The sequence below is a fragment of the Thermodesulfovibrionia bacterium genome (assembly GCA_030646035.1).
In the GTDB taxonomy this organism is placed as follows: domain Bacteria; phylum Nitrospirota; class Thermodesulfovibrionia; order UBA6902; family UBA6902; genus JACQZG01.
On record JAUSMY010000012.1, the window covers coordinates 1 to 5,867 of the forward strand.

At 47.7% G+C, this 5,867-nt stretch carries 5 protein-coding genes; all 5 read right to left on the reverse strand.

Annotated features, from left to right (window positions below; genetic code table 11):
• Positions 1 to 52: 52 nt before the first annotated feature.
• Positions 53 to 1,225 (reverse strand): ABC transporter substrate-binding protein, encoded by a 1,173-nt coding sequence (locus Q7U10_02180; GenBank protein ID MDO8281427.1) that lies wholly within the window; start codon positions 1,223 to 1,225, stop codon positions 53 to 55.
• Positions 1,226 to 1,478: 253 nt separating this feature from the next.
• The gene (locus Q7U10_02185; protein ID MDO8281428.1) at positions 1,479 to 2,441 is read right to left on the reverse strand and encodes a DUF4340 domain-containing protein; all 963 of its coding nucleotides are present in this window, start codon (positions 2,439 to 2,441) and stop codon (positions 1,479 to 1,481) included.
• Positions 2,438 to 4,096: a Gldg family protein gene (locus tag Q7U10_02190; protein MDO8281429.1), complete on the reverse strand. Its 1,659-nt coding sequence runs from the start codon at positions 4,094 to 4,096 to the stop codon at positions 2,438 to 2,440. The genes Q7U10_02185 and Q7U10_02190 overlap by 4 nt, the downstream gene beginning before the upstream one ends.
• Positions 4,096 to 4,878, reverse strand: a complete 783-nt coding sequence (locus tag Q7U10_02195) for an ABC transporter permease subunit (GenBank protein ID MDO8281430.1) — start codon at positions 4,876 to 4,878, stop codon at positions 4,096 to 4,098. Before Q7U10_02195 ends, Q7U10_02190 begins: the two co-directional genes overlap by 1 nt.
• A complete protein-coding gene (locus Q7U10_02200; protein MDO8281431.1) occupies positions 4,875 to 5,807 on the reverse strand; it encodes an ATP-binding cassette domain-containing protein in 933 nt (310 codons plus the stop codon). Before Q7U10_02200 ends, Q7U10_02195 begins: the two co-directional genes overlap by 4 nt.
• Positions 5,808 to 5,867: the final 60 nt, after the last annotated feature.

A 5,867-nucleotide genomic window follows, 5' to 3' on the forward strand; every position in this document is an offset into this window, starting at 1 on the left:
ATAATGCGCGCGTCAAGAAATCCGGGGCGCGGGGAGCAAGGTCGCTTCTGTGTCACTGCTGTAATACAAAAGCCCTTTCCCCACCCTCACCCTTTTTTATTTTGCAGATGGCAGGATGTTTTACCGGCATGTTTTCCGAGGTGAAACTTGTTTTTCCGGTTACGCCTATACACTCTTTTCGATTGATTAATGCTTCTCTTACCAGCGTGGTATCAGTCGAGCCTGCGTCCTTGATCGCATCGGCAACCAGCATGAAAGTATCATAGGCCAAAGCAGCAAACCGGTCGGGCTTGTCTTTCCCGAAATCTTTTATAAACTCGTCCATTTTGGCTGATTTGTTATCAGCAAAAAAGGTGGTGTATGTAAGAGTTTCGTTTACAGCTTCTCCACCCTTTAAATATTCTTCTGAATAGAGATCTTCGCCACCGATGATGGGAAGGGTTAGCCCCGCTTTTTTCAGCTCCTGGGCAAGTAGCACCGCTTCTGTAGCCCCTCCCGTATAGATCACTCCATGCAAGACATCAGGACTTTTCTTTATCGCACTAATAACCGCACCCATGTTGTGCCCTCCGGTAAAGGAATCATAGGTGTCAGCCTGTACTTTTATCACTCCGTGATATTTATCAAGCGCCTTCATAAACAGCGAACTTAAATCAAGAGAAAATTCATTATCCGCAGCGGTAACCAATACGTAATTAACATATCCCAGCTCTGTGACTGCGTATTTTATTAAATCCTCCGTTGCGGTTTCATCAGGAACGGCGGTACGAAACACATACTGGCCGCTGCCTTTGAGGTGCCTCCTTGATCCGACGGAGATAAATATGGTCTTGGACTCGTTAACCAAGTGAACAGGCGAAAAGGTGGACGAGCCTGTAGGGGCCGCTAATATTGCGATAGCTCTCTGGCTGATAAGATCCTTCACAATCTTGGTGGCCAGACCGATGTCGCTTTGATCATCAAAGTGAAGCACCTTGATTTCTTTGCCTGCTATTCCACCCTGGGCATTGAATCGCTTGGCCGCCGCCAAAGCACCTGCCACTACACTCGTACCGTAGGCCGCTTCCTCACCCGTTTCGGGTCCGACAATGCCTATGATCAGGGGTCTTTCGTCTTTTACTGTTTCAGGCGCCTTTGCCCCTTTTTTATCCGAGCAGCCAGATAGTAGCGACATCACCATTACCACAATAACCATCATGCTGATTTTGTTATGGGGTGTATTCATAGGAGTATTGATTTGGTCTCATTAAAAAAAGGACGCATCGGCTTATCAAACCATAATCTCTTGATTGCCGCCGAACGGGCGGACGCATTCAAGTCTGGCGCTGGCGAGAACGCCATGTGGCAGGGGATTGCAGGCCGTGCTTCTTTCCATGACGCCCCAATGCCATGCATCATGCCAGATTCAGATCCTGGCCGCCCAGACTCACTCGTCGCTGGAAATACGGCTCTTCATTTTCATTGAAAAAGGCTCCAACTCATGTGCCGGCATCCGCCTCCAGCAATTTATCCATATTTAAAATGAGCGTGTCGACCAGACCCTCTTCGACATCAAATACTTTTTTCGCCTGATCAACCTTGGCAAAATATCCTCTCTTTGCCCTGTCCTTATCACCAATGGTGAGTATATAAGGCTTCTCTTTTTGCTCTATATATATAGTCAACTGCAGCATCGGTGACGAGAGGCCATAAGGGGCAAGATCAGCCGGGTTTTCATCGGCAAAGGCCTTTATTTCCCCATTTTTTATTGCATACAGGTATTCCAGCACTTTTGCCATGGAGGCTATCCCTTTTGCAGGTTCAAGCATATTCCATTTTGACTGATTCTGCACAATGACCACTCTGCTCATCCCCTTTTTGACGATTTCGAGTCGCCTCAACTTGGCCGGGTCGAAATCCAGAATGGTCTTGTCCCGCAAGGCATAGGCGTCTTTGCTCACGTCTTTCTTGAGATCCGAATGTACGCGGTACACTTCCGGCCTCCCCTTGAACATGGCATACGCCACATTATTGGTAGGCCCTCTTTCTCCGAAAACAATAACGGTTTCCCCAGCTGGAGACTTCAAACCCATTTCAATCTCGGGATCGCCCAAGCCCAGTTCGACTAATTTGGCATGCTCAACCTTGTCAAACAGTACCGCATCCTTTCTGGAGGTGACGACGTTGGTCAATAACTTTTCTATCGCCTTAACATCCCCTTTTGCGCCTAATGGCTGCACTAATTGCCATCCGTCTTTCTCCCGAACCACCTTGATCTGACGGTTTTCTTTAATGTAATTTATCCAGAATTCCGAGATATCCTTCACGGCAGTGGGTAGCAGTTTCAGCTGTTCTTCTTTTAACTGCTTAACCGCTTCCTCCTTCTTGTCGAAGAAAAAGAACGCACCGCTCAGTGCGATCAGCACGATAAACCAGAAAAGCGTCTTTTTAGTAAAATTCACGCGCCCCGCCTTCTTCTGGCGGTTACGCCAAGGCCTGCCACCAACAGCAGTGAGGGCACAATCACCACGGAAAGCCAGAAAACAATTTTTCCCTGAACGGGGTTCAGCAAAAGGGGCGTCAGGCCCGGTTCTTTTCTCCTTACCGAGATCAAAACATGTTCCTCTGCCAGCCAGTTAAGCATGTTCAGGAGAAAATCCTTATTTCCTGCCTTCATGAATTTATTGCTGGCAAAGTCAGAATCTCCTGTGACCATGATCTTTCCCCAAGTTTTAAGGCTATCCTGCCCTTCCCCGGCTTTAGCATCACCAGCTTTAGCATCACCAGCTTTAGCATCACCAGCTTTAGCATCACCAGCTTTAGCATCACCAGCTTTAGTGTCACCAGCTTTAGTGTCCCCGAGGTTTACCTCCACCGCGGTGACTGCCACCACACTGATCGGTCCGCGCTTGTGCTTGTCAGCGTTAAATTCTTCATCTTCCCTGGTAAGCTTCTTAATATCACTGGTCACTGTCCAGCTCTTATCGCTGGTTTTGGCGATATCGAAGCTTCCCTTGGCAGGCTCTTCCTTTATATGGACAGAACGAGCGAACGGAAAAAAAGTAAACTGCTCAAATTCACGGGTGACGGGATGATTCTTGTCATATTGCACCACCACGGGTATGGCGATATTACTTCCGGAAACCTGGCTCGTTTTATCAAAAATGAGATCGTTCGTGAGTTCGAAGCCGAATCCACCCAGATAGCTTGTGAGCTTTGGCAACCCGCCGCTGGGATCAACCATGAAAATTGCCCGCCCGCCTTTTTTGACGAATGCCGTTATCTTGTCCAGTTCAGCTGGCAAATAGTCCGCTTCGGGACCGCTCACCACCAATACGGCAGCATCCTCCGGCACCTTTTCCGCATTGATTAACAGCAGGTCGCGTACCTGGTGGTTTTCCCTCTCGATCGCATCCTTGACATACGAATAACCATTTTCTTCCTTGTTATCGATACTCTTCTCGCCGTGCCCGCTGACAAAGTAGAAAACCTTGATGTCTTTACTGAGCAGCTTAAGCAGGGAATTGGTGAGTTTGTTTTCAGATTCGGTGCCGATAATCTCGTGCTTGTCGCCATACTTTAATACCGTCGTTCGGTAAGACGTAACCTCATACTTTGCTGTTTCTATCGGATCTCTGTCCGGGTCTACAAAGCGAAAGCTGAATTTAGGCGAGTGGTAGGAATATTCACTCAACAGGTCGGACATCGCCTGTCTCGTCCGCTCATCACTACGATAGAAGGCGATAGCCTCAACATCCTCTTTCAGGGACTTTAATATCTTGACCGTATGGGAAGAGAGGGTATACCTGCTATCCTTTGTCAAGTCGACCCTCACCTTGTATTTGATCGACATGCCCGCGATAAGCCCGATGATCACTAAAAACACCATGCTCATAATCGCCGTATTAAAGGCATACTTGGTGGAACGCTTGGTGATGAATTCCCTGATTTCCGGAAAGAAGATATAGAAAAACAGCAGCAGCACCAGCAGCCCTACCCAAATCAGCGTCAATGGCAGGTTGCCCATCTCACCGGTTATTGCATAAGTGATTCCCCCAGCCGCCATCAAGAAAATGGACAACAGACCCAATGGCGCAAACAATCCTTTAGCTTTCATTATCTCCACCTCTTCGTTTCTAAACTTCTAAGAGTGAGAAACAGGAATAGCACGATGAAACAAAGGTAGTAAATGATGTCCGTCGAATCCACGACCCCTTTCGACATGCTTTCTATATGCTCGTTAATTGAAAGATAACTGAGAAATCGACCCAGCCCGGCAGATACCAGCGGGGCGGAATAACTTATCAACCAGAAAAAGAACAACATGGCAAAGGATATTGAAGCAGAGACAATCTGGTTTTCCGTCAACGACGAAGTAAAAAGCCCCAGGGAGATGGCTGACGCCCCCAGCAGAACCAGGCCCAAATAACCCGTCCCGATTGGCACCACTTCCGGCTCACCCAGGACAACAAGGAGCACAGGGTAAGTAACCGTCAGCAATATCATGGTTAGCACCACAACGAGGCAGGCCAGATATTTACCCAGCACTACGTCAATATCATTGACCGGGAAGGTCAGAAGCAGTTCGATCGTGCCGGTCTTTTTCTCTTCGGCCAGGAGTCTCATGGTCAATAACGGTGTCATCATCAGCAAAATAATACCAATAGTTCCAAACAGCGGCCTGATCACCGTCTCATTGATATTCAACAGCTGGTATTGCTTTGCCAGCATAGGATCGGACTGGGCCTGATAACTGACAATCGAAAAGGTGGCGGTGAGGTTGTAGAAAAAATAACCCGTCATCAGCAGAAACATGATGATCACTATATAAACGGTAAACGAGCTGAAATAGGATTTCAGTTCCCGATTGAGGATAAGGCCGACATTTCTGATACTCATGCCTCCTCCTTTGTGACCAACTTGATAAAGATATCTTCCAGGCTAACCTCCAGGAGACGCATTTCCACAAGCTCCCATTTGTTTCTTTCAATCATGGCCTGGATGCCTTGCCTTCCTTGTTTTTCATCTTCAAACACGACAATAAATCCGTTGGTATCACCTGATACTTGCTCTCTCTCAACTCCTTTAAGGCCCCCCACACGGGAAAGTTCCTGCTCAATCGCCTGCGCATTACCGTTAATGCGTAATAACATTCGCTGTGCGCTTTCAGTTGCAAGATTCTCCGGCCTGTCTTCTGCCACCACTTTTCCCTTATTGATAATGATCACCCTGCTGCAGAGTATGCTGACTTCAGGGAGAATATGGGTGCTGAGAATAACGGTGTGCTTACCTGCCAATTCCTTGATCAGCTTCCTGATCTCTTTGATCTGCTTCGGATCAAGCCCTACCGTAGGCTCATCAAGAATCAAAACCTCCGGGTCATTGACCAATGCCTGGGCAATGCCGACTCTCTGCCGGTATCCCCTGGAGATCGCGCTGATTAACTTGTTGGAAACATCGCTGAGGCCACAGTCATCCATGACCTTGGCGGCTTTTCGATTGACCTCTTTGGCCGGCGTCCCCTTGATGGCCGCCACAAAACGAAGGTAGTCATTCACTTTCATGTCTTCATAAAGCGGGACTCTCTCCGGGAGATAGCCTATCCTTTTGCGAACGTTTAACGAGTCCTCGAAACAATTATAGCCAGCCACCATGACCTTCCCTTTTGTGGGAGGAAAAAAGCAGGTCAAAATGCGCATGACCGTAGTCTTCCCCGCCCCATTCGGCCCAAGAAAACCCAGGATCTCACCTTTTTCAACAGTGAAGCTGATATTGTCAACGGCGCGGAACTCGCCGTATTCCTTGGTTAAATTTTCGACTTCGATCATTAGATTTGCTTTACTAATTGATAATTTTTAATGATAACAGTAATAGCCTTTATGCCGCAA